Source organism: Crystallibacter degradans (assembly GCF_012952295.1).
Taxonomy (GTDB): domain Bacteria; phylum Actinomycetota; class Actinomycetes; order Actinomycetales; family Micrococcaceae; genus Crystallibacter; species Crystallibacter degradans.
This window is the reverse complement of sequence record NZ_JABBCH010000002.1, coordinates 241,170-263,728: the sequence shown is the minus strand read 5'-3', so window position 1 is coordinate 263,728 and position 22,559 is coordinate 241,170. Positions and strand designations below refer to the sequence as shown.

The following is a 22,559-nucleotide window of genomic DNA, read 5'->3' as shown; positions in this document are numbered from 1 at the left end:
GGAATTTAGGAAAGCTCCGTAAGCGGCTGGGTGATCGGCCCCAATGCGTAGGCTCCGGCGGGCGTGGGCTCTTCGGTGACCGTTTCCACGTGAACGCCGCGCTCTTCTAGTACGCCGGTCAGCCGGTCTACTGCCTCCACCATATGCTCCCTGATGGCATCGGCCGCTGCCTCGGCATCCCAGTCCTGCAGGCCGGCCATGATGCCGTGGTGCGATTGGGTGATGTCCTTCCGCACGACATAGCCACGCTTGCTGCTGAAGCTCGCGAGCCGGGTCTCCACCACGAGCGTTGACATGTAACGGCTCAGATGCGCGTTGTCCGCCGCATCGACCAGGGCAAAGTGGAAATCCAGGTCCGCGTCACCGATGGCACGGGCATCGTTGCCCTCGGCCGTCCGCAGCAGGTGGTCGAAAGCGCTCTGAACCTTGGCGACAGCGGCGTCGTCGTGCTTATCGATGATCATCCGGGCAGCGTGGCTCTCCACCGCGACCCGGGCTTCGAACAAGTCATCCAGCCGGTCTTCGCCGACCACGGCCACCCGCATCCCCTGCCCCGGTTTGGCCGTCAGCAGCCCTTCCTGGACCAAACGCTGGGCGGCTTCGCGCAAGGGGCTGCGGCTCACGCCGAGCTGCCGGGCGATTTCCACTTCGCGCAGCGGTGAACGCACGGCCAGCGCACCGGAATAGATGGCGTTGCGCAGTTCCGTAGCGATCAGGTCCACGGTCGAGGGACGATGCACTCTCAGGACGGCAGGCGCGTTGCGGTGTGCAGAGGGGTGGGGCATCTGGGTCCTTACGTGTCTTGCGTTTGGCACCCGGATTACTCCTGCATCGTGCACAGGTTGGGGACGAATCCGCATCGTGGCCAAATCGTAATCAGTATAAGTGTGAGGGCCGACATCCGCGGAAGTACGCGGAATTTAGCCCGAAACCGGGACGGAATACCCCGGGTCGCACTGCTGTCGACAATCATACATGCAGACTTGCAGATTGTATGTGGTGGCGAAAATTACTAGCGTGGAGCTCAGTCATCCCAAATTCGGGTCGGGTCGGCTGGGGTGCGCATGTGCGTAGACCGGGTGGCTTCGCCCATTTCACGACCGAAAGAGGAACATGATGAACGCTCGTACCACTAAGTCCCGGGCGGCACTGGCCGCGGGAAGCGTGCTGGCCTTGGTGCTGATGGCCGGCTGCGGCGACGGACAGATCGAGCAGGGCGGCGAAGGAGAGGGCGCGAGCCCGGCGGCCGGCGGCACTCTGGCGGAAATCCAGGAATCGGGCACCGTCACCGTCGGTATCGCAGGCGAGGCTCCGTATTCCTTCCAGGAAGGCGGCGAGGCCACCGGCGCCACCATTGCCATGCACGAGAAAATCTTCAGCGAGCTCGGCGTCGAGAACGTTGAAGCGAAGCTGGTGGATTGGGACGCACTGATCCCGGGTCTGAATGCAGGCCGGTTCGACGTGGTCAGTGCCGGCATGTCCATCCTGCCGGAGCGCTGCGAGCAGGCCGCCTTCAGCGACCCGGAAATCATGTACACCACCGCATTGATGGTTCAGGAGGGAAACCCGAAGAACCTGACGGACCTGGATTCGATCGTGGCTGCTGAAGAAGGCGGCGAGGACATCAAGCTGGCCGTTCTCTCCGGCGGCATCGAAGCCGGCTACGCCGACAAACTGGGCCTGGATCCCCAGTCCGTCGGCAATGCCCAGGACGGCATGGACACCGTGGCGGCAGGGCGCGCTGACGCCTTCGCCATGACGGCCATCTCCCTGAACTGGCTGGCTGAGAAGAACCCGGATGCCGGCATCGAAGTGACGCAGCCATTCGTCCAGGTCATCGACGGCGTGGAGCAGATCGGTGCCGGCGCCACGGTCTTCCGCCAGGGCGACACGGAACTGTTGGAGGCCTACAACGCCGAACTGGCCAAGATCACCGAGTCCGAAGAGACCTACGTGGACGTAGTGGGCGACTTCGGCTTCACCGCCGAGAACCTCCCGCCCGAGGACCTGACCACCGAGCAGCTCTGCTCCGGAGATTTGGGCTAGTCCACCTTCATGGAAAGCAATTTCGAAGCGCTGGCAGAGGCGTGGCCGAGGATCCTGGACGGGTTGTGGATTACCCTTCAGCTGACCCTCGGCGGCGCCCTGCTGGCGATGGTTATCGCCGTGGTCCTCGGCCTGGGCTCGCGGCTGCACAACATTGTGCTCCGCGGCCTGTGCCGGGCGATCATGGAATTTTTCCGCGGCACTTCGCTGGTAGTCCAGCTGTTCTTCTTCTTCTTCGTTCTGCCGCAGCTGGGGCTGGCGCTGCCGGCAATGGTCTGTGGCATCCTCGGCCTGGGGCTCAACTACGGTGCCTACGCGGCCGAGGTAGTGCGCGGATCCATCAATTCGGTTCCGACCGGGCAATGGGAAGCCACGACTGCGTTGAGCATGTCCAAGTCGCAGCAGATGATCCGCGTCATCTTCCCGCAGGCCTGGGCGCTGATGATTCCCTCGCTCACGAACTACCTCATCCACATGCTCAAGGGCACGGCAATCGTCAGCTTCATCACCCTCGCCGATCTGACCTACCACACCGAGCAGCTGCGCGAACAGACGGACACCTTCTTCGCCTACGGCGTGAGCTTGGTGATCTACTTCGTCATCGCGTACATCCTGACGCTGATCATGAACGCTCTTGAGGTACGGGCCAAGCATCGCCTGGGCCGCGGCGAATCGCTGCGCGAGGCGCTGACCCCGAAGACCCCGGAGACTGCCGCAGCGGAAGGAGGCCGGAAAGCATGAACGGCTTATGGGATTGGGACGCCGCCTGGGCGGTACTGCCTGAACTGCTCCTGGCCTTCGTCCAGGTCACATTAATTGTCACCGTCCTGAGCACCGCCATCGCAGCCGTGCTCGGACTCTTCATCGCGATCCTGCGCATGTCGGTGCCGAAACCGATTGCCGCCGTCATCACTTTCATCGGCGACTTCATCCGGATGACGCCCATCGTGGTGCAGCTGCTGTTCGCGTACTGGACCTTCCTGACCATCGAGCCGCTGACCATCGGCATCGTGGTCTTCGGTATCCACTACTCCACTTACATGGCCGAGGTCTACCGGGCCGGCATCGACTCCGTTCCCACGGGCCAGTGGGAGGCAACCACCGCGCTGTCCATGTCGAAGCGGCGGGCCTGGACGGCCGTTATCGTTCCGCAGGCCCTGCGGGCAACGGTTCCGGCGTTAGGCAACTACGCCATTTCAATGTTCAAGGACACCCCGTTCCTACTGACCATCGGCGTGGTGGAAATGGTCCGGGCCGGGCTCACGTTCGGCGGCAACAACTTCAGATATATGGAGGCCATCACCCTGGCCGGCGTGATTTTCCTGCTGGCCAGCTACCCGACCTCCCTGCTCATCTCCAGATTGGAAAAGCGCCTTGCCTACAACTACTGACCCCCACGCCGCGGCCGGTGACGGCACCGCAGCCGCCGTTCCGGCCATCAGGTTCGAGAATGTGGAGAAGCGGTTCGGCGACAACGTGGTCCTCAAGGACCTCAATTTCGAAGTGGCCAAGGGCGACCGCGTCACCCTGATCGGCCCCAGCGGCTCCGGTAAGACCACCATTCTCCGCCTGGTCATGACCTTGGAGAGCCTCAGCGAGGGGTACATCTACATCGACGGCGAGCCGCTCACCCACGAGCTGCGCGACGGCAAACGCGTTGCGCGCAGCGAGAAGGCCCAGAAGCAGATCCGCAAGCGCATCGGCATGGTTTTCCAGCAGTTCAACCTGTTTCCCAACATGACCGTGCTGGAAAACATCATCGAGGCGCCGGTCCACGTGCTCGGCCAGTCCAAGGCAGAGGCTACCAAGCGCGCCATGGAACTGCTCGAAAGCGTGGGGCTTCCGGGCAAGGCCAACGCCCATCCGCTGCAGCTTTCCGGCGGCCAGCAGCAGCGTGTTGCGATTGCGCGTGCGCTGGCCATGGATCCGGACATCCTGCTGCTGGACGAAGTCACCTCGGCGCTGGACCCGGAGATTGTGGGCGAGGTGCTCGGCATTCTGCGCCACATTGCCGAAACCACCGACATCACCATGCTGATCGTCACGCACGAGATGCAGTTCGCCCGCGATGTTTCCAACCGGGTCATGATGTTCGACGGCGGCCGCGTGGTAGAAGAGGCCACGCCGGACGTCATGTTCACCAACCCGCAGCACGAGCGGACGCAGGCATTCCTGCACGCGGTGCTCGGCAGCGGCGACGGCCACATCGGCACGCACTGACACCGATAAAAACCAACCAACGACGGCGGCAACTGCCGTGCGTAAGCCGGCCCGCCGCCGTCGTTGTTCCTGATTTTCCGAAGGTCACACAGGCCTGTTTGTCCAACTCTATTCACCGCGGGTAGCTCCGCGGCGCTAGACTTTCCTTGCCGAGTGCGTCTGCAGCCGACGTGTATCCACCGGCAGATTTCCCAATTGCCTACCGTGCCAGGCTGCCGGTCGGCGCCAATCCAGGAGTTGTTTAGAGAGCGCATGAGCTTGATAGTGCAGAAGTTTGGTGGTTCCTCAGTATCGGACGCCGAAGGCATCAAGCGGGTTGCCCAGCGCGTGGTCGACACGCAGGCTGCCGGCAACGAAGTTGTGGTTGTTGTGTCCGCGATGGGCGACACTACCGACGAGCTGCTTGATCTTGCTGACCAGATTACCTCCGCCCCCAGCGCACGCGAGATGGATATGCTGCTGAGCGCCGGCGAACGAATTTCCATGTCCCTGCTGGCCATGGCCATCCAGGAGCAGGGCGCCACGGCCCAGTCCTTCACCGGCAGCCAGGCCGGCATGATTACCGATGCCATCCACGGCAAGGCCCGCATCATCGATGTCTCCCCGCACCGCGTGAAGACGGCATTGGAGAAGGGCGACATCGCGATCGTTGCCGGCTTCCAGGGCATGAGCCGCGAAAGCCAGGACATCACCACGCTGGGCCGCGGCGGCTCCGACACCACCGCAGTGGCACTGGCCGCGGCGCTGGACGCCGATTCCTGCGAGATCTACACGGACGTCGACGGCATTTACACCGCGGATCCCCGCGTCGTCACCAATGCGCAGAAGATCGACGAGATCTCCAGCGAGGAAATGCTGGAAATGGCGGCCTCGGGGTCCAAGATCCTGCACTTGCGCTGCGTGGAATACGCACGCCGCTTCGGTGTCCCGCTGCACGTGCGCTCGTCGTTCAGCACCAACGAAGGGACCTGGGTGCTGCCCAGCCCCGACGACAAGATCAAGATCCAAGAGGGAGAACCCATGGAACAGCCCATCATTTCCGGAGTGGCCCATGACCGTTCCGAAGCCAAGGTCACCATCATCGGCGTGCCCGATGTCCCCGGCAAGGCGGCAGAGCTGTTCGGCATTGTTGCCGGCGCCCACTCCAACATCGACATGATCGTGCAGAACGTTTCCACCAAGGGAACCGGCAAGACTGACATCTCGTTCACGCTTCCCATGGTGGAGGGGAAGGAAGCCCTGGAAGCGCTCCGGGCCTCCCAGGATGTAGTTGGGTTCGACAGCATCGACTACAACGACCAGGTGGGCAAGCTGTCGTTGATCGGTGCGGGCATGCGCTCCAACCCCGGCGTTTCCTACAAGTTCTTCGACGCCCTGCACAAGGCGGGCGTGAACGTGGACATGATCTCCACGTCCGAGATCCGCATCTCGATCGTCACCCACGCCGATCTGCTGGACACCGCCGTGCGCGCCGTCCATGCTGCCTTCGGTTTGGACACCGAGGACGAGGCCACCGTGTACGGCGGCACCGGACGCTGATCCAACACTGACCGAACACGAAGACCGACGGCGGTTCCGCTTTACGCAGGAACCGCCGTCGGTCTTTTTGTTGGCTAGTCGGATTTGGCCTCAGGTCACGTCACGGTGTTTGCGGATTGCATAGGCATGGCCTTCGGCGTCCCGCTCCACCTCAATTTCCGCAAGCTGCTCCTCCGAGGCCTTTTCGGCGTCGTCGTGCTTGTGGACCACTGGGGTATCAGAATCAATCCGGTCTGCTGGACCCCACACTTTGGCGGCCTCCGCGGTTATACGCATGAATGTGCGGAGGAAGCGCGAATTCTCAGCCATCTGAATCACCTTCTTGACGAGGCTGTTATCCGTATGACCAGTGTACGACTTCTACTGCTTTTTGGGCACGATGTAGGTACTGCCGTCCGCCCGGCGCACCGTTTCCCACTGCGCCGCGTCCGCTTCGCGCTCCTGCAGCAGGCGCCGGTTGTCCTCGGTCATGGGATGGTCCACGCCGCTCTTTTGCGCGGGGCCCAAGATCACGCGAAGTTTGCCGGTGATGTTCATGAACCTCTGCACCGCGTTCTTCTTGCCGGCCATGTGGGCCTCCTTACGCCTGCTCCGCCAATTGGAATGATTCCTTCTTCCAACATAGGCTAACACTTAGTGCGCTAACTATCTGAAGGATGTGATCCGCATGACCGCGGCCGTACACCGGGACGAGGACCTGCTGCTCGAACACCAGCTCTGCTTCGCTTTGTCGGTAGCCTCTCGCAGCGTGATCGGCGCTTACAAGCCGGTCCTCGAGAAACTCGGCATCACCCATCCCCAGTACCTGGTGATGCTGGCGCTGTGGGAAGAGAGCCCCCGGATGGTCAAGGATCTGGGCGAAGCCCTGGCCCAGGAGCCCGCCACGCTTTCGCCGATGCTCAAGCGGCTCGAAGCCGCCGGACTCATCACCCGTGACCGCATACCGGGGAACGAACGCGCCCTCGCCATCGGACTGACAGTGAAGGGCAAAGCTTTGCGGGAAGATGCCCTGGCCGTGCCCGGCACCATGTTGCAGCGGCTCGGGCTGGACCGCGAGCAACTGGTGGCGCTCAACGAATCCATGCGGGATCTGATTACCGCCGCCCAGGCCGCCGCACACTAAGCCATAGGGGGAGGCCGGCGACTTCCCGCCGGCCTCCACCGCTTTGTTGTTGGTACGGCCGCTCCCCTACGGGACGTTGACGGTCAGTGCAGTGCTGGCACTGTCACCGAACCGGACCAGCCCAACCCAACTGCCTGATCCCAGACCGGCCCAGTTGGCCTTAACGGAACCGGTTTCCCCGTTGGCCAGTTCCAGCGGATCCGGGCTTACCGTCAGGTTGCCCGCCTCGCCGGCCAGAGCCACCGTGTTGACTGTTCCGGTACTTGTAGTGGCACCGTCGGAGGTGCCCCAAAGATGCCCGATCACCTGATAGGTGCCGGGTTTCGGCTTGTTCAGCACCAAGGTCTCGCTGGAGCCGGCCGTTGCCTGCGTCAGTTGTTCACCGGCAGGAGTGATCACATAGAGGTCCCAGTCCGCGGTGGGAACTGCCGCATTGATGGACATCTGGGCCATGGTTGCACCCTCGGGGACCACCAGGCTGGCGACGATCGCACTTTTTGGTGTGATGGCGTTCGGATCAGCGGTCCGTTCAGCCGTCATTGCGTTGGCCTTCGCCATGCCCTCCACAGCGACGTCGATGGGCTGGTCCGTTCCGGAAGTGACCTCAATGGCCGCTGAACCTTCGCCCGCGGCCCCGTCAACTACAACGGTCTCCGGTGACAGCACTGCCACCGGCCGGACGGCGATCGGCGACGCCACCGAACGCTTGCCGTCCTGCCACGCCAGCTCGCCCATTGCGAACTTGCCGTACGCTGCGCCGTCGTTCTTGAAGGTCACGGTGAAGGAGGCCTCCTGGCCCTTTCTCAGCCTCAGCACCGAGGGCTCGACCGTGGCCTCGATACCCGGCAGATCAACACTGGCCCGGTAGGTCCCGGATTTCAGCGCCGTTACCGAGCGGGTCACGGAAATTTCACCGGTCAGCGACCCCAGCGCAATCGAGGGCACGTTCAGGTCCTTGGCCTCAATGGCAAGGTCTTCGTCGAGCCCGATGTCGCCCACCGCGCCCTGCAGGAAGCCGTACCAGTCTTCGATGCCCGCGTCATAGACCAGCCCTGGATCCGCCATCCGCCGGACGTCCACCTGTCCGGCGCCGGTGGCGAAGTTGTCCGTATTCGTTGTGCCGTCCTCGTTCACCAGATCGCCGGCCGTGGTCATCAGCGCGGACTTGATCGTGGAGGGCGACCACAGCGGATTCTTGCCCAGCAGCAGGGCGCCGAAACCGGCGACATGCGGTGCGGCCATCGAGGTTCCGGACATGAAGCCGTAGTTCTCTCCACCCTCAACGGGCGAGACACCGGCGAGCACATTGACGCCCGGGGCCGCAACGTCCGGCTTGAGCAGGTCCGATCCTACGGCCGTGGACGGGCCGCGCGATGAGAAGGCCGCCACCTGCGGCACCGGGCTGTCCGGCAGGCCGGTGGTATCCGAATCAACCAGAGCCGCGGTGAGTGATGGGTCCTGGGCGACCTTGTCCTTGATGCCCGGATCTCCGATGTGGACCGTCGGCACGGCATGGAGATCGAGGTCCAGGGAGCCGGGCACTGTGTTGACCAGGACCATACCCACACCCTCGGCCTGTTTCACCGCCACCGATTTCTCGGCGCGGGCGATGACGCCGCGGTCGCAGATGACGATCTTGCCACGGACCTTGGCCGGGTCCAGTGAACCGGGGGTGCACAAGGCGGCGTCCTCCGGTTTGGCCGCGGTCGTGCCGGCGTCTTTGGACAGGACCAGCGCGGTCTGCCCCAGCTCGGAACTCATGATCGACGTGCCGCGGTACTTGGTGCCGTCGGAGAGTTCAACCGTGCCCTGCAGTTCGTTGGAGAACGTGCTTGCCGCAACGGTAGTCAGCCACGGCGCGCTGTGGTTCACCGTAGTGTCGGCCGGGCCCGCATTGCCCGCCGCAGCGGAGACGAAAATGCCGACTTCTGCCGCGCTCAGGAAGGCCATCGACACTGGGTCGATCACCGAGTTGTTGTTGCCGGAAATGGAGTAGTTCAGCACATCCACTCCGTCTTTGATGGCCTGTTCGATGGCAGCGATGGCGGCCGAGGAGTAGCAGCCGCCGGTCGCGGCGTTGTTGTCCTGCCAGCAGATTTTGTAGACGGAGACCTTCGCCGCCGGCGCTACGCCGGAGCCGGTGCCGAAGTCCCGGCCGTCCACGTCGGCTTCCACACCGCTGTTGCCGGCGGCGGTTGAAGCGGTGTGGGTGCCGTGGCTGTTGAGGTCCAGAGGCGAAATGCTCTCCTTCGGGTGCCGGTTTTCCGGCGGCACGAACTTGAGAAAGTCATCGGCGAAGTAGCGGGCGCTCAGGACCTTGCTGTTGCATTCGGCCCCGGTGAAACCCGAGCCGGCCGCACCGGTCTGGCATTCGCCGATGAAGGTGGAGCCGTCCGACTTGAGCATGGCGATCTTGCCCTCGCCGTTCAGGTAGGGCTCCCCGACCTTCGGCTTGCCCTTGAGCGGTGCAACTTCCCCGCCGGCAAGGAATTCGTTCTGCGGGTGATAACCGGTATCGATCACGCCCACCACAGTGCCCTTGCCCGCGTTCTTCTCCGAGCCGTACTGCTGGTTCCAGACGCCCTTCTTCCCGGGCAGCCCCAGGTAATCCACGCTGGAGTAGACCGGATGGTGCTGCTCGTCCTCGGTGACGGCCAGCACGCCGGGAGTCTTGGCGAGCGCGGCTGCCTGGACGCCGGTCAGGTCCGCGGCGAATCCGTTCACGGCGGTGGTGAAGCTCCTTCGGATTTCCACGCCCTCCTCGGCCGCTACCGCCTGCTGCTTCTTCTTCAGGTGCTGCTGGTATTTCTTCGCGTTGGCGTTGCCAACGTCCAGTTTGCGGCCCTTCTCCGGTTTGGTGGCAGCGATACCCGCCACCCCGCCGTCGTATGTTGCTACGGGCTGCGCTTCGAGCATGACGATGTAGTGCCCGTCCTGGTAGAGCTCGGGCACCTCCGCCAGCGGGGAGTTTTGAATCGTGGCGGATATGGCGGGTGGCGCTGCTGCGGCCGGTGCGGCCAGTCCGGAAACTAGCAGCGGCAGCCCCAGTGCGAGTGCAGTGGCGGCGCGGATGCTGCGCCGCCGCACAAAGCTGTTGCTTTGCATGGTCATGAGAAGGAAAGCCTTTCATCCTGTGGACCGAACCAACTTGATCCGCCCCCAGGCCCGCCAGGCTGCCCGCCCTCCGGTGCAGAAACGATTCACCGAGTGGCGTGCGATCCGGCTACGAAGCCGGTCCCCTTCCCCCCAACGGCGTGACCGGAGTCACTTTAGCGGGCCCGTGAGCTCAAAATACAGCAGATATTTTTCTCAAAGAAGCCTTTCAGGTATTTCCGAACTACTTCCTTCACGGCGCCACCAATCCGTGATCTGAGTCTAGCGCCGCGCCCGGGATAGTGATATAGGCGTAGTGATATGAGCGGCCCGAACCTGCGAGAATGGATGCATGTGGCAAAGGCAGTTGATCCGGCCGGAAATCCTCGCGCCCGAGGAGGGGTTGCTCCGGGCGCAGGAGCACCGGCACAGGGCTGCCCGCTTTACGGAGCCCTATCTTCAGCGGCGTTCGGCCGGGCGCAAGCATCCCGTGGAGGACTTCCTCTTCACCTACTACAGTCACAAGCCCGGCCAGTTGCTGCGCTGGCACCCGGGCGCCGGCGTCGTCCTGACCGGCGAAGCCGCCGTGGAACGGCACGGCTGGAAGTACTACCGTCCGCTTTCTGCCCGGGAACGCGGGGCGCTGGTACGGCCAAATGAGGATCCGGCTAACGACGGCGGCGCGGTCACCTTTGATCACGAAAAGTTCCGCCGGGAGCGGGCCGAGATCATTGCGTACGCGCGGGTCATCCTGGCCGGAACCGCCGCCCGTCCGGCGCGGTTCGCCTGCTTTGGACTGCACGAATGGGCCATGGTCTACAAGTCCCGGCTCAACGGGGTGCGGCACGAATACCTGGACCTGCGGCTCGGGGCCGAGGGAACGGACACCGTGGTGGAGGAAAGCCGGATCGGCTGCTCGCACTTCGACGCCTACCGCTTCTACACACCCCAGGCCGCGCCGCTGAACACACTGCGGCCCACCCGCGGGAACCAGCAGGACATGGAACAGCCCGGCTGCCTGCACGCAAACATGGACCTGTACAAATGGGCCTACAAACTCAGCCCCGCGCTGCCCAGCGAATTGGTGATGGACTGCTTCGAACTGTCCTGGCGGATCCGCGAAATGGACATGCAGGCCTCGCCATACGATCTGGCCGCCTGGGGTTACGAGCCGATCCGGATCGAAACGGCCGAGGGCCGGGCCCAGTACGCTGCAGCCCAGCGCGGCTTCTCGGAGGAATCCCAAAAACTGCGTGGTCGGCTGCTGGCCGCGCTGGAGAACATTGACAGTCTGGACCACATGGACGGGTGAGATCATGAACGGCAAATGCGCTGCAACAAGGGCAACGCGGGCTCTGCTAGCCGTGCCGGTGGCACTGGCTCTGCTGCTGGGCGGGTGCACACCGCCGGAGGAGGAGCCGCCTCCGACCACGTCCCCACCGCAAACGACGGCGCCCGCCTCGCCTTCGGCGCCGGGTTCGCCATCCCCGTCCGCCCCCGGCAGCGCCCCGCCGAGCAACCCAGAGGAAGGAAGCGCCATGGTCGATGCCAGCCTGCGAATCGAGTTGACCTCAGCCGGGTCCGACGCCATGCAGGAACGAACTCTGGAGTGCGCCGACTCGCAACCGCTTGAGAGTTCGACGGTGCGGGAGCCGGAAGCCGCCTGCGAAGCCCTGGCGAACGCCGGCGAGAAAGTGTTCTTCGGGCTGCCGGATCCGAACGTGATCTGCACCCAGGAGTACGGCGGCCCGCAGCAGGCTCACGTTACGGGAACCCTCAACGGGCAGCCCGTGGATAAACACTTCTCCCTCACCGACGGTTGCAAAATCTCCGAGTGGAACGCCATGAAGGCGCTGCTCGGCGGCATCGGCGGAGCAGTCTAGCGTTTGCGCAACCAACCTGCGGCGCCCGGGGCTGCAGGCGGATAAAGCTCGTGCTGGATGGCGCCCCGCGCCACCCATTCCTTGTACCAGCGCGGCTTCAGGATACCCGGCAGGCCCACGAAGCTGATCACAGCCAGCAGACCAGCGGGAAGCGCCAGCCACGCCACTGCCCTGGCAACTGCTTCAACCCCCAGTAGCTCGTCCATCAGTGCTGATAGCGGAAGCACCAGCACCGCGATCCCTACGAATAGGCAGATAAACCCGAAGTGGGAAGTCTTGCCGAATTCCCAGTACCTCTTGTAGGCCGCCCATCTGCGCCAGCGTCCGGCATAGGCGAGGTAACCGGCGATGAAGAATCCCGCTCCGACCATGGTAATCACTGCCAGAAAAGCAATCGTCTCTAACCCCATAATCCGCCCCAAAACTCCTCTGCTGCATCTCCGATTGCATCCCCGAGATCTTCACCTTCGCTCAGATCCTGGCAAGTCCACCCAGCGCCGACCCTGCCGAACTGCCGATCCAGCCGGCGACAGCGCCGCCGATAAAGGCACCAACTCCCGGGATCGGAATCAGCGCCTGCCCGGCCGCTGCGCCAATGGCCGCCCCGACGGTGCCTCCTACTACGGCACCTGTCCCTTGGAAGCCAACGGTGGTGTAGGGATGAAAGCAAAGGAGGACGACGGCGGCCGCCGGGTTCCGGCGTCGTCGTTGGATTGTGCGGGCGCTGGCTAGCGGCGGGGGTTGCGGACGGCCTCGCTGAACCTGCGGGCAAGATCCTCGTGGGCGGCACGCTCGGCCTGCTTGTCCGCGCGGTACTTTTGGACCACCATGCGGGCCAGGCCGCCGGCAATGGCCGCCGCCATGATGGGCAGAAGCAGGGACTTGGGTTTCTCGGGCATGGCGCAATCGTACGGTGCGTGCGCGTTTTTGGCATCGGTTTGGGGCCGCGGTCACGTAGAATTTGCGGTTTGCCATAGCCGGTAGAATGGAGGATGCAAGCTCGCGGAGCGCTGGATCAGCGTGAGACGGCACGGTTTCCGCGCGCCTCGCTTCGTTGAAGAGCCAGATTCCAAGCACAGGAGTTACCGGATGCCCCGGATCGTTGTTGATGTCATGCCCAAGCCCGAAATTCTTGATCCGCAGGGCAAAGCCATTGCCGGCGCGCTGAAACGACTGGGCCAGACCGGCTTCAGTGAGGTCCGGCAGGGCAAGCGCTTTGAACTTACCGTCGATGGCGAAGTGACCGCAGAGATCCTGGAGCAGGCCCGCCATGCTGCCACCACCCTGCTGTCCAACCCGGTGATTGAAGACGTCACCCGCGTTGAGGTCATCGTCGAGGCCACCATCGGAGCCGGCGAGTAATGACTGAAACTCCCCTGATCGGCGACTTCTCGCCCATGCCCGACAGCGGCCTGTCCGGTGCCCGCATTGGCGTCATCACCTTCCCCGGCACGCTGGATGACCGGGACGCTTCCCGCGCGGTCCGCATCGCCGGCGGCACGGCCGTCAGCCTCTGGCACGGCGACCATGACCTGAAGGGCGTTGACGCCGTCGTAATTCCCGGCGGTTTCTCCTACGGCGACTACCTGCGCGCCGGCGCGATCTCCCGCTTCGCGCCCCTGATGGAGCAGGTTATTGATGCCTCCAAGGGCGGGCTGCCCGTGCTGGGCATCTGCAACGGTTTCCAGGTCCTGACCGAGGCGCACCTGCTGCCCGGCTCCATGATCAAGAACAACCACCTGCACTTCCTCTGCCGCGACCAGAGGCTGCGCGTGGAAAACAGCGACACCGCGTGGACGTCCGAGTACGCGGCGGGCTCCGAGATTGTGGTGCCGCTGAAGAACCAGGACGGCCAGTACGTCGCCGATGAAAAGACGCTGGACGAACTCGAGGGCGAAGGCCGCGTGGTTTTCCGCTACGTCGACGTGAACCCGAATGGCTCGCGCCGCGACATCGCCGGCATCTCCAACGCGGCCGGGAACGTTGTGGGCCTGATGCCGCACCCCGAGCACGCCGTGGAAGCCGGCTTCGGCCCGGACTCCTCCGCCTTTGGCGATGTTGAGCTCGGCGGCGGCACGGACGGACTGGGAATTTTCACCTCTGTACTGAAGAAGATTGTTGCAGGTGCCAAGTAATGAGTGAACGAGTGGACGCCCGCTTGGAGACCGCCGACGAGGCGAAGAACGAGCACGCGGAATTCGGGTACGTCGCGGACGCCGTCGAGCATATTGAGGGACGCAAGTTCAACATCGACACCGTCAAGCACGCGGAAGAGACTCCTGACACCCCCCTTCCCTGGGCCGAACTGGGCCTGAAGGAAGACGAGTACAACCGGGTTGTCGAAATCCTGGGCCGCCGCCCCACCGCGGCCGAGCTCGCCATGTACTCGGTGATGTGGAGCGAGCACTGCTCCTACAAGTCCTCCAAGGTCCACCTGCGCCAGTTCGGCGAGAAGGTCACCGAGGACATGAAGAAGCACCTGATGGTGGGCATCGGCGAGAACGCCGGCGTCGTCGATATTGGTGATGGCTGGGCCGTGACCTACAAGATCGAGTCGCACAACCACCCGTCCTTCGTGGAGCCCTACCAGGGCGCCGCAACCGGCGTGGGCGGCATTGTCCGCGACATCATCTCCATGGGTGCCCGCCCGGTTGCCGTGATGGACCCGCTGCGTTTCGGCGCGATCGACCACCCGGACACCGCGCGCCTGGTCCACGGGATTGTGGCCGGCATCGGCGGCTACGGCAACTCGCTGGGCCTGCCGAACATCGGCGGCGAAGTGGTCTTCGACTCCGTCTACCAGGGCAACCCGCTGGTCAACGCGCTGGCCGTGGGCGTGATGCGCCATGAGGACATCCGACTGGCCAATGCGTCCGGTGTAGGCAACAAGGTGGTCCTCTTCGGTGCGCGCACCGGCGGAGACGGCATTGGCGGCGCCTCCGTGCTGGCATCCGAGTCCTTCGAGGACGACGGCAAGCCGGCCAAGCGCCCCGCCGTGCAGGTGGGCGACCCGTTCGCGGAGAAGGTGCTCATCGAGTGCTGCCTCGAGCTGTTCAAGTCCTCCGTGGTGGAAGGCATCCAGGACCTCGGCGCCGCAGGCATCTCCTGCGCCACCTCGGAGCTGGCTTCCAACGGCGACGGCGGCATGCATGTTGAGCTGACCTCGGTACTGCTGCGGGATCCGTCCCTGACGCCGGGCGAGATCCTCATGTCCGAGTCGCAGGAACGCATGATGGCCGTGGTGACGCCGGAGAACGTCGCCGCGTTCGAGGCGATCATGGACAAGTGGAACGTCGAGTACTCCTGGCTGGGCGAGGTCACCGATACCGGCCGCCTGATCATCGAGTGGGACGGCGAAAAGATTGTCGACGTCGACCCCCGCACCGTGGCGCACGAAGGCCCGGTCTACGACCGCCCGTACCACCGCCCCGAGTGGCTGGACGGCGTGCAGGCCGACACGTTCAACAGCAGCGCAGCCGAGCGTCCTTCCTCCGGCGAGGAACTCAAGGCCGCCGTGCTGGAGCTGATGGCTTCGCCGAACATGTGCTCCAAGGACTGGGTCACCAACCAGTACGACCGCTATGTCCAGGGCAACACCGCGCTGGCCATGCCGGACGACGCCGGTGTGATCCGCGTGGACGAAGAGACCGGTCTGGGCGTCGCCGTCTCCACCGATGCCAACGGCCGCTACACCTACCTGGATCCGTACCAGGGCGCACAGCTTGCCCTGGCCGAGTCCTACCGCAACGTCGCCACCACCGGCGCTGTCCCGATGGCGGTTTCCGACTGCCTGAACTTCGGCTCCCCCGAAGACCCCGAGGTCATGTGGCAGTTCGCCGAGGCCGTCCGCGGCCTGGCGGATGGCTGCCAGGAGCTGGGCATTCCGGTGACCGGCGGCAACGTCTCGCTGTACAACCAGACCGGCGGCGTGGCCATCCATCCCACCCCGGTAGTCGGCGTGCTGGGCCGTTTCGACGACGTCGCCCGGCGCACTCCGTCCGGCTGGCGTGAAGACGGACAGGCCATCTACCTGATGGGCGTCACGAAGGACGAGCTGGACGGTTCCGAGTGGGCCAACCTGCGCGGACACCTGGGCGGTAAGCCGCCGGCACTGGATCTGGCAGCCGAGAAGCTGCTGGGCGAACTGCTGATCAACGCATCGCGCGACGGCATGATCGACGCCGCACACGATCTCTCCGAAGGCGGCCTCGCCGCGGCCCTGTCCGACATGGCCCTGCGCTTCGGCGTCGGCGCCCGCATCGGCCTGGGCGAGGTCTGCGAGCGCGATGGTGTGGATCTGTTTACCGCACTGTTCTCCGAAAGCCAGGCACGCGCCGTCGTTAGCGTCGCCAGGAGCGAAGAGGTGCGCTTCAAGGACATGTGCAGCGCCCGCGGATTCGCCCATATCCGCATCGGTGTGGTGGACACGGAGAACCAGGCACTGGACTTCCAGGACCAGTTCTCCCTGCCGCTGGCCGAGCTGAAGGAAGCCCACGAGGGCACCCTGCCGAAGTACTTCGCGTAGGTCCCCGCGCCTTCCGATTGATTGCGCCGCTGACGCCCTTCCCGCTTCCGGGGAGGGCGTCAGCTGTTTCCTCGGCGTTTTCGACCGGGCCGGCTCTCCAGCTATTCTGCCTGGCGGCCAAAGGGAGTATCTTGGCGGTAGCGATCGGCGTGCCCTGCTGCCCGCCGACGTTAGGGGGCGGAACACTTCAACCCGGAGTCTGTCATGCCCCAAGCACCCAGCCCCAAAAACCGTTCCCGCGGCAGTTGGTTTGCCGCCGTTTGCCTGGCAGCGGCCGCCCTCCTCGGAGCGACGGCATGCACCTCGGGAGGCCCGCCGCAGTCGATGGAGACGGTAGAGGCTGAGCCGCTGGAATCCGCGGCTCCCTCCAGCCTGCCGCCGGTGGATGAGGAAAGTCTTCGCGGGACCTTTGAGAGCATGGCCGGTGAACTGCTGGTTCCCGGCGCGGTGATGATGCTGCGGACGCCGGAGGACGAGTTCACTTTCACCTACGGCACGGACGCGCTGGAAGGCGGCGACCCCGTCACGCTGGAGGACCACATCAGGATCGGCTCCATCACAAAAACGTGGACGGGAACGGTCATCCTGCAACTGGTGCAGGAAGGCAAGCTCAAGCTGGACGACCCGGTCTCTAAGTACCGGGATGACGTGCCGAACGGCCAGAACATCACCATCGAGCAGTTGCTCAACATGCGCAGCGGGCTCTACAACTACTCGGAGTCCTACGAGCTCAGCCTGGCCCTCGACGAAACCCCGGAGCGGGTCTGGACGCCGGAAGAACTGCTGGAGATCGCACTGCCGCTGCCTGTGTATTTCCCGCCCGGCGAGGGCTACCACTACTCGAATACCAATACCGTGCTGCTCGGGCTGATTGCCGAGGAGCTGGACGGCAAACCGCTGGCTGAGGCCATTCAGGACCGTATCCTCGAACCGCTGGAGCTGACGGAATCGGCCTTCCCGCCGTCGGACACCACGCCCCTCCCTTCGCCGCACTCGCGCGGATATATGTTCATGAACAACGTGATGACCATCGCGAGCACCAAGCTGCCGGCGGACCTGATCGCGCAGGCGCAGGAGGGAACGCTGGAACCGAACGACGTCACGGACGAGAACGCCTCGTGGACGTGGGCGGCCGGGCAGGGAACGTCAACGGCGGGCGATCTGGCTGATTGGGCCGAGGCCCTCGCCGATGGCAGCGTTTTGAATGAGGAGATGCAGCAGATCCGGTTGGACAGCCTCCAACCGGTGAATCCTGACGATCCGAACTCACTGCTGTACGGCCTGGCCATAGCGAAGTTCGGTGAGCTCTACGGCCACACCGGGGAGTTGCCCGGCTTCAACTCATTCGCGGGGCACGATCCGGGCAACGAGCTGACCCTGGTGGTGTGGACGAACCTGGCGCCCGCAGCGGATGGGCGGGATCCGGCCGCGGCCATTGCCCGCGAACTGATCGGCGAGCTGTATGCCCCGGCCGGAACCCCTGCCCAATAACGCAACCTGGATCAGGCGACGGTCATTTCACCCATCTGGTCCCAGTCCTCGCCGTCGATCTGGCGGCTGATGATGCGCGGAGTTTCCTGCAGGTACTGCGGCTGTTCGGCCATCGCCTTCTTGAAGTGCTCGCTGTTGACGTGCGTTCCGGCTGCGTCATCCTGGAAGGCTTCCACCAGGACGTACTCGTTGGCATCGTCAACGCTGCGGGACCAGTCGAACCACAGGTTGCCCGGCTCGGCACGTGTAGCCTCGGTGAACTCCCGCACGAGCTCCGGCCACTGGTCTGCGAACTCGGGCTTGACCTTGAACTTGACCACAATAAAGATCACGGATTGTTGCCTTCCTGTTGGGCGAAGCCGGTCCACGGCTCCGATCAGAACTGTCCTTTCATCCTTTCACGCATCCTTTGGGATGCCGGATGCCAGCTTTCGCGCCGCTGCCAGGTACCGGCGGGTAACCAATCGCTGGCAGGCCGAGGCAACTAGTCCGCCGAGCTTGTAGAACCAGTTGGAGTGCCGGCTGAAGGCAAACAACTCGAAATACACCTGGCCATCCGGCTCCAGCACGGCCACAAAGCTCTCTTCTCCCGCTTCCGGATGGCCGGGCAGCGTGCCATAACCGAACCCGGCCCTTGTGGTACCTTCCTCCACCCAGACAACCCGGCACGGCGCCGGCAGCCGGAACTTACCGAATCCGAAGCCGGACACCACGTGGACGCCTTCGCCTGCCCGCGGAGCCTGGGCCCGGACGCTCAGTCCCGCCAGCCGGTGCAGCTCCCAGCCCAGGATGCCTTCGGCCAGCCGGGTGAACGCGTCCCGTCCCTCACCCACGACCACGCGATGCCGGGCAACCCGATAGCCCTCCGGCGCGCGGCTGCTCTGCGTCAACCCGTGCTCCGCGTAAGTCAGCTCGGCATCCACGTCGAAACCGTCAACCCTTCTCGTCATTTTCCGCTGTCCCGGCCCTGCTGGGACTGGACGGACGCACTCCGGCCAGCACCGCCGTCGTACATTGGATCGCCCAAGTCGGTGTGGAAGTCCCTGGCCCAGCGTTCCAACCGCGGATCCTGGCTGCGCGCGATCACCGCCAGCCCGCTTTCCGCCCACTCCTCGGCGAGCGAGGGGTCCGCCTGCCCGACCATCCGCATGGCGTCCACGGCGATGAAGTCATGCCCGATCTGGGCGGCCAGGTGCGCGGCGTCCTCGAACAGGCCCACGGCCTCCGCTTTGCACCCGCTCGCGTTCAGGACCCTTCCGCGCTCCAGCAGGATCCGGGCCAGGACCACCGGTTCGCCGTCGTCAATCCGCTCCAGCAGGTCCAGCGCTTCCGCGAACCGGGACTGCATCCCGAGGGCCCGGGCGATCTGGGTGGCCAGCTCGTTGCGGTCGGTACGCAGCGCAAACCTATTGGTGTCCGCCGCCCGCAGCCGCTGTTCCGAACCCTTCGGATCCGAGAAGTCCCACAGGTCATCCAGCAGGTCCTGCGAAATCACGCTTCCTCCCGCGCGAGCCTGGTCCAGCCCAGGGATTCGCGGTCGCGGCGGGGCATGCCTGCCACCACCAGGTCATAGGAGTCCTCGATCATGTCGCGGATCATGTCATCCGGTAGCTCGCCGTTGCAGCGGACGCCGTTCCAGTGCGTTTTGTTCATGTGGTAGGCGCCGGTGATCTCCGGATGGGCGGCGCGCAACTGTTCGGCCAGCGCCGGTTCGCACTTGAGGCTGATGCTCAGCGGATCCGCGCTCAGGTCCGAGAGCGCAAACATCTTGGCCGGGCCGCTGCCGGCGCGCACCTTGAACACCGAGGCCTCGGGCCCGAAGGGAAAGTCCTCGAAGGCGCCCGGCAGGTCCAGGCAAGTACCACGCAGCGTTGATCCGTCCACCCATCGAGCCTACCGCCGGCGGCCGGGGTCAGGAAGATCGGCCGTGCGCCTGTGGAGAAGCCCGGCTTTCCAAGTCCGGTCCAAGTCTTTGGTGGGAGGATGGTTCCAGGAGTACGACGGCGGCACGCCCTTTTGGGGGCGCGTTGCCTTTGGCAGCACGAGGCAGGCGGAGGTGCGGCGCGTGAGCGGCGAAATGGAGAAGGCGAAGCACCAGGCGAAAAGGGCGAAAGACGGTGCCGAGGAAGCCTCGGAGTCGAAGACTTTGGAAGTGGTGGCCCGCTTTGGCTGGGCCGCCAACGGGCTGATGCATCTGCTGATTGGCTTTATTGCCCTGCGGCTGGGCCTCGGGGCATCCGGGGAAGCGGACCAGGCCGGGGCGCTCTCCCAGCTCGCCAGCACTCCGGGCGGGGCATTCCTGCTGTGGGCCGGGCTGGTTGCCTGCGCCGCCCTGGCGTTGTGGCAGCTTGCCGATGCCGCGTTCGGCTACCGCGAGTTTGAATCCAAGAAGAAGTGGGGCAAACGGTTCAAGGCCGCCTGCCTTGCAGTCGTCTTCGCCGTCATTGGCTTCGCGTTCGGCATCTATGCCCTTGGCGGCAAGAGCGACAGCAGCCAATCCTCGCAGGACGCAAGCGCCCAACTGATGGCTTTCCCCGGCGGAGCGCTGGTGCTTTTCCTGATCGGCGCAGGCATCGCCATCGCGGGAGCCTTCTACATCTACAAGGGCATCACGCAGAAGTTCCTGGACGATCTGAAATCCCTGCCGCCGGGCGGCGCGAGGATCGGCATCAGCTGGGCCGGCTCTTTCGGCTACGTGGGCAAGGGGGCGGCGCTGCTGGTGCTTGGCATTCTTTTCTCGGTCGCGGCGTTCCACCAAGATGCGGAGGAAGCCAAGGGTCTCGACGGCGCACTGAAGGCGCTGCAGGAACAGCCCTTCGGCGACGCCGCGCTGATTGTGGTGGCCCTCGGCCTCATCTGCTACGGACTGTACCTGGGCGCACGTGCCCGCTACGCCAAAATGTAGCGGGCACGTGCCGGGCCTAAGTGGAGCGGCTTCCTGACGCCGCCCCGGGCCTGAGTCAGGACATCCTTCCCGACTGCGTCAGGAAGCGGAGACTGCTGCGCCGAGGCGGTAGCCGGCGCCGCGGTGCTGCTCCGGCAGCCGGTCGCCCTTGCCGAACATTTTGTTGCGCAGTGTTCCCTCCGCGTACTTGGTCGGGTAGGCGCCGCGCTTCTGCAGTTCCGGAACCACGAATTCGACGATGTCCTCAAAGGTGCCCGGCGTGATGGCGTAGGCCAGGTTGAAGCCGTCCACATCGGTCTCGTCCACCCACTCAATGAGCTTTTTGGCAACTTCTTCGCCGGACCCAACGGTGATGGGGCCAAAGCCGCCGACGCCGACCCACTCGGCCAGCTGCCGGATGGTCCACGGCTTGCCGTCGTCGCCGGAGGCCTTCTGGAATGTCTCCACGGAGGACTGAATAGCGTTGGACTTCACGTTCTCGCCGATCACATCGTCAGGCCCGTAGCTGGACAGGTCCACGCCCATCCAGCCGGAGATCAGCGCCAGCGCACCGTTGACGTCCGCGTAGGACTTGTAGTCCTCGAATTTGGCCTGGGCGGTGGCGCTGTCGGGACCGGTCACCACCGTCTGCATGGCGTAGATGCGCACGTCGTAGCGTCCGCGGCCTGCTGCCTCCACCGCATCGCGGATCTTCTTGACCGAGGCGGCCAGCATTTCCTTGGTGGGGCACGTGACGAAGACGGCTTCGGCGTTTTCCGCGGCGAACTCTGTCCCGCGCTTGGACGCGCCGGCCTGGAAGATCACCGGGGTGCGCTGCGGGCTCGGCTCGGTGATGGCGATGCCCGGAACCTTGAAGTACTTGCCCTCGTGGCCGATCTCGTGCACCTTGGCCGGATCAACGAAGACTCCGGCCTCGCGGTCCTTGACCACGGCGTCTTCTTCCCAGGAACCTTCGAGCAGCTTGTAAACCACCTCAAGGTACTCGTCGGCGTGGGCGTACCGCTCGTCGTGCTCCATCTGGTCCGTTTGGCCCATGTTGCGCGCAGCGGAGGGCAGGTACCCAGTGACCACGTTCCAGCCGACGCGGCCGTTGGTCAGGTGGTCCAGCGTCGCCAACCGGCGGGCGAAGGGGTACGGATGCTCATAAGCGGTACCGGCAGTGAGGCCGAAACCGAGGTTCTCCGTCACAGCGGCCATGGCGGAGACCAGCATGAACGGATCATTGACCGGGACCTGCGTACCTGCGCGAAGCGTTACTTCATTAGAGCCGCCGAACACGTCGTAGGTGCCCAGCACGTCGGCGATGAAGAGCCCGTCGAAGAGGCCCTCTTCCAGCACCTTGGCCAAGTGCGTCCAGTAGCCGATCGTCTTGTAGTCGGCGGACTTGTCCTGGGGATGGCGCCACAGACCGGGCGACTGGTGCCCAACGCAGTTCATGTCGAAGGCGTTGAAGCGGATTTGCCTGCTGGCGGGTACCAATGTCATTTCAGACTCCTTCATGACCGTGAAGAGCCTATACACCGGTAGCTGCGGTTTCGTTGCCGAATACCGCGGCGGCTACCGAAAGAATCTTGGTTCTCCATCGGTCCTGGCGGTAGCACCTTCCTCAAAGAGGGGGTTGCTGCGGCGTCAACGAGCCAGGTCTCTCAGCCGCTCTGGATGGTTACATGTCCATTCCACCGCAGCCCGGCGGCGGGCGCGAAATCCGTACGTCATACCGGGTAATCCCCCGGC

24 protein-coding genes and 1 riboswitch are annotated in these 22,559 nt (G+C 64.4%); of the genes, 13 read left to right on the top strand and 11 right to left on the bottom strand.

The features are described from left to right. Positions 1–5: 5 nt before the first annotated feature. Entirely contained in the window at positions 6–785 is a 780-nt protein-coding gene (locus HGO92_RS04990; protein ID WP_169992472.1) for a GntR family transcriptional regulator, read from the bottom strand. Positions 786–1,116: 331 nt separating this feature from the next. On the opposite strand from HGO92_RS04990, the gene ehuB reads away from it, so the two are divergent. From ehuB to HGO92_RS04965, 5 genes are all read left to right on the top strand, one after another. Then, complete coding sequence (ehuB, locus tag HGO92_RS04985) at positions 1,117–2,046, top strand: ectoine/hydroxyectoine ABC transporter substrate-binding protein EhuB (RefSeq protein ID WP_169993054.1); 930 nt, start codon at positions 1,117–1,119, stop codon at positions 2,044–2,046. Positions 2,047–2,055: 9 nt separating this feature from the next. Further along, on the top strand, positions 2,056–2,787 hold the full coding sequence (gene ehuC / locus HGO92_RS04980) for an ectoine/hydroxyectoine ABC transporter permease subunit EhuC (protein WP_169992470.1): 732 nt from the start codon (positions 2,056–2,058) through the stop codon (positions 2,785–2,787). Next, entirely contained in the window at positions 2,784–3,437 is a 654-nt protein-coding gene (gene ehuD / locus HGO92_RS04975; protein ID WP_169992468.1) for an ectoine/hydroxyectoine ABC transporter permease subunit EhuD, read from the top strand. Before ehuC ends, ehuD begins: the two co-directional genes overlap by 4 nt. Continuing rightward, a complete protein-coding gene (ehuA, locus tag HGO92_RS04970) occupies positions 3,421–4,266 on the top strand; it encodes an ectoine/hydroxyectoine ABC transporter ATP-binding protein EhuA (RefSeq protein ID WP_205834184.1) in 846 nt (281 codons plus the stop codon). The genes ehuD and ehuA overlap by 17 nt, the downstream gene beginning before the upstream one ends. Before the next feature lie 252 nt (positions 4,267–4,518). After that, a complete protein-coding gene (locus HGO92_RS04965; protein ID WP_169992466.1) occupies positions 4,519–5,805 on the top strand; it encodes an aspartate kinase in 1,287 nt (428 codons plus the stop codon). A gap of 90 nt (positions 5,806–5,895) precedes the next feature. Here the strand turns inward: HGO92_RS04965 and HGO92_RS04960 are convergent, their stop codons facing one another. Together HGO92_RS04960 and HGO92_RS04955 are read right to left on the bottom strand one after the other, a co-directional pair. After that, the gene (locus tag HGO92_RS04960) at positions 5,896–6,114 is read right to left on the bottom strand and encodes a hypothetical protein (RefSeq protein ID WP_205834183.1); all 219 of its coding nucleotides are present in this window, start codon (positions 6,112–6,114) and stop codon (positions 5,896–5,898) included. A 51-nt stretch (positions 6,115–6,165) separates the two neighbouring features. Further along, entirely contained in the window at positions 6,166–6,375 is a 210-nt protein-coding gene (locus tag HGO92_RS04955; protein WP_169992464.1) for a hypothetical protein, read from the bottom strand. A gap of 97 nt (positions 6,376–6,472) precedes the next feature. Between HGO92_RS04955 and HGO92_RS04950 the strand changes: the two genes are divergently transcribed. After that, entirely contained in the window at positions 6,473–6,928 is a 456-nt protein-coding gene (locus HGO92_RS04950; protein ID WP_169992462.1) for a MarR family winged helix-turn-helix transcriptional regulator, read from the top strand. 66 nt (positions 6,929–6,994) lie between these two features. On the opposite strand, the gene HGO92_RS04945 is transcribed toward HGO92_RS04950, so the two are convergent. Further along, positions 6,995–10,039 (bottom strand): S8 family serine peptidase, encoded by a 3,045-nt coding sequence (locus HGO92_RS04945; RefSeq protein ID WP_240974416.1) that lies wholly within the window; start codon positions 10,037–10,039, stop codon positions 6,995–6,997. Between the two features lie 334 nt (positions 10,040–10,373). Between HGO92_RS04945 and HGO92_RS04940 the strand changes: the two genes are divergently transcribed. Together HGO92_RS04940 and HGO92_RS04935 are read left to right on the top strand one after the other, a co-directional pair. Then, positions 10,374–11,333, top strand: coding sequence for a 3-methyladenine DNA glycosylase (locus HGO92_RS04940; protein ID WP_240974415.1), 960 nt, complete (start codon positions 10,374–10,376; stop codon positions 11,331–11,333). A 226-nt stretch (positions 11,334–11,559) separates the two neighbouring features. Beyond that, positions 11,560–11,904, top strand: a complete 345-nt coding sequence (locus tag HGO92_RS04935) for an SSI family serine proteinase inhibitor (RefSeq protein WP_169992460.1) — start codon at positions 11,560–11,562, stop codon at positions 11,902–11,904. Here HGO92_RS04935 and HGO92_RS04930 read toward each other — a convergent pair. Beyond that, entirely contained in the window at positions 11,901–12,314 is a 414-nt protein-coding gene (locus tag HGO92_RS04930) for a hypothetical protein (protein ID WP_169992458.1), read from the bottom strand. The genes HGO92_RS04935 and HGO92_RS04930 overlap by 4 nt on opposite strands. A gap of 318 nt (positions 12,315–12,632) precedes the next feature. Beyond that, positions 12,633–12,803 (bottom strand): hypothetical protein, encoded by a 171-nt coding sequence (locus HGO92_RS04925; RefSeq protein WP_169992456.1) that lies wholly within the window; start codon positions 12,801–12,803, stop codon positions 12,633–12,635. A gap of 190 nt (positions 12,804–12,993) precedes the next feature. On the opposite strand from HGO92_RS04925, the gene purS reads away from it, so the two are divergent. The 4 genes from purS to HGO92_RS04905 all read left to right on the top strand — a co-directional run bounded on the left by purS (position 12,994) and on the right by HGO92_RS04905 (position 17,920). Continuing rightward, on the top strand, positions 12,994–13,266 hold the full coding sequence (gene purS, locus HGO92_RS04920) for a phosphoribosylformylglycinamidine synthase subunit PurS (protein WP_139003965.1): 273 nt from the start codon (positions 12,994–12,996) through the stop codon (positions 13,264–13,266). After that, positions 13,266–14,039, top strand: a complete 774-nt coding sequence (purQ, locus tag HGO92_RS04915) for a phosphoribosylformylglycinamidine synthase subunit PurQ (RefSeq protein WP_169992454.1) — start codon at positions 13,266–13,268, stop codon at positions 14,037–14,039. The genes purS and purQ overlap by 1 nt, the downstream gene beginning before the upstream one ends. Continuing rightward, positions 14,039–16,429, top strand: coding sequence for a phosphoribosylformylglycinamidine synthase subunit PurL (purL, locus tag HGO92_RS04910; RefSeq protein ID WP_240974414.1), 2,391 nt, complete (start codon positions 14,039–14,041; stop codon positions 16,427–16,429). The genes purQ and purL overlap by 1 nt, the downstream gene beginning before the upstream one ends. A 204-nt stretch (positions 16,430–16,633) precedes the next feature. Beyond that, on the top strand, positions 16,634–17,920 hold the full coding sequence (locus HGO92_RS04905; RefSeq protein WP_169992452.1) for a serine hydrolase domain-containing protein: 1,287 nt from the start codon (positions 16,634–16,636) through the stop codon (positions 17,918–17,920). Between the two features lie 11 nt (positions 17,921–17,931). On the opposite strand, the gene HGO92_RS04900 is transcribed toward HGO92_RS04905, so the two are convergent. The 4 genes from HGO92_RS04900 to HGO92_RS04885 all read right to left on the bottom strand — a co-directional run bounded on the left by HGO92_RS04900 (position 17,932) and on the right by HGO92_RS04885 (position 19,804). Next, a complete protein-coding gene (locus HGO92_RS04900; RefSeq protein WP_074700108.1) occupies positions 17,932–18,252 on the bottom strand; it encodes a putative quinol monooxygenase in 321 nt (106 codons plus the stop codon). A 66-nt stretch (positions 18,253–18,318) separates the two neighbouring features. Then, positions 18,319–18,870 (bottom strand): DUF1990 domain-containing protein, encoded by a 552-nt coding sequence (locus HGO92_RS04895; RefSeq protein ID WP_169992450.1) that lies wholly within the window; start codon positions 18,868–18,870, stop codon positions 18,319–18,321. Continuing rightward, positions 18,867–19,415: a hypothetical protein gene (locus HGO92_RS04890; protein ID WP_169992448.1), complete on the bottom strand. Its 549-nt coding sequence runs from the start codon at positions 19,413–19,415 to the stop codon at positions 18,867–18,869. Before HGO92_RS04890 ends, HGO92_RS04895 begins: the two co-directional genes overlap by 4 nt. Then, positions 19,412–19,804, bottom strand: coding sequence for an MmcQ/YjbR family DNA-binding protein (locus HGO92_RS04885; protein WP_169992446.1), 393 nt, complete (start codon positions 19,802–19,804; stop codon positions 19,412–19,414). The genes HGO92_RS04890 and HGO92_RS04885 overlap by 4 nt, the downstream gene beginning before the upstream one ends. A 181-nt stretch (positions 19,805–19,985) precedes the next feature. Between HGO92_RS04885 and HGO92_RS04880 the strand changes: the two genes are divergently transcribed. Further along, positions 19,986–20,825: a DUF1206 domain-containing protein gene (locus HGO92_RS04880; protein ID WP_169992444.1), complete on the top strand. Its 840-nt coding sequence runs from the start codon at positions 19,986–19,988 to the stop codon at positions 20,823–20,825. Between the two features lie 78 nt (positions 20,826–20,903). Here HGO92_RS04880 and HGO92_RS04875 read toward each other — a convergent pair whose 3' ends face one another. Then, on the bottom strand, positions 20,904–22,310 hold the full coding sequence (locus HGO92_RS04875) for an LLM class flavin-dependent oxidoreductase (protein WP_169992443.1): 1,407 nt from the start codon (positions 22,308–22,310) through the stop codon (positions 20,904–20,906). 91 nt (positions 22,311–22,401) lie between these two features. Then, positions 22,402–22,491: riboswitch (SAM riboswitch) on the bottom strand. Between the last annotated feature and the right edge of the window lie 68 nt (positions 22,492–22,559).